General features: G+C 60.9%; 1 pseudogene. It reads left to right on the forward strand.

Annotation, left to right across the window (positions count from 1 at the left end):
• Positions 1-165 precede the first annotated feature (165 nt).
• Positions 166-677, forward strand: a pseudogene (locus BV911_RS18875) (IS21 family transposase); the annotation flags it as partial.

Genomic DNA, 677 nt, shown 5'->3' on the forward strand with positions numbered 1-677 from the left:
TGCGTATTCCGGGGTCATCCGGCCACGGATTCCAAAAGTATCCGGCCACCCATTCCGATTTTATCCGGCCATCGATTCCGGGGCATCCGGCCACCCTGTGATGTGATGCTGTGAGGCAATCTGCAACCGGCTACCTTCCGCGCTTTTTGGCACGAAGGAAGCCCGATGAAGAGATTGTCGATGCGGAAGATCCGAGATGTTTTACGGCTGTCAGCCGAGGGGCTGTCGACCCGTCAAATTGCGGCAAGCCTAGCGATTGGGCGTACCACCCTTCAGGGTTATCTGGATCGCGCTCGAGACGCTGATCTGGCTTGGCCGCTGCCGCCAGAAATGTCTGACACCGACCTCGAGCGGCTGATTTTTCCGCGGACGGCGCGTGATGTGTCGAACCGTGCGACCGAGCCTGACTGGGCGCATATTCACCGCGAGTTGCGCCGCAAAGGCGTGACGCTGTCGTTGCTGTGGGAAGACTATCGCGCCGATCACCCCGAGGGCTACGGTTACTCTCGGTTCTGCGAACTTTACACGCGGTGGGAAGGCAAGCTGTCGCCGGTGATGCGCCAGCGCCATCCGGCGGGCGAGCGGCTGTTTGTCGATTACGCCGGGCACACGATCGACGTGATTGATCCCACGACTGGCGAGGTGCGCACAGCACAACTGTTTGTCGCCACGCTGGG

The sequence above is a fragment of the Pseudoruegeria sp. SK021 genome, from assembly GCF_002119405.1.
Classification (GTDB): domain Bacteria; phylum Pseudomonadota; class Alphaproteobacteria; order Rhodobacterales; family Rhodobacteraceae; genus Meridianimarinicoccus.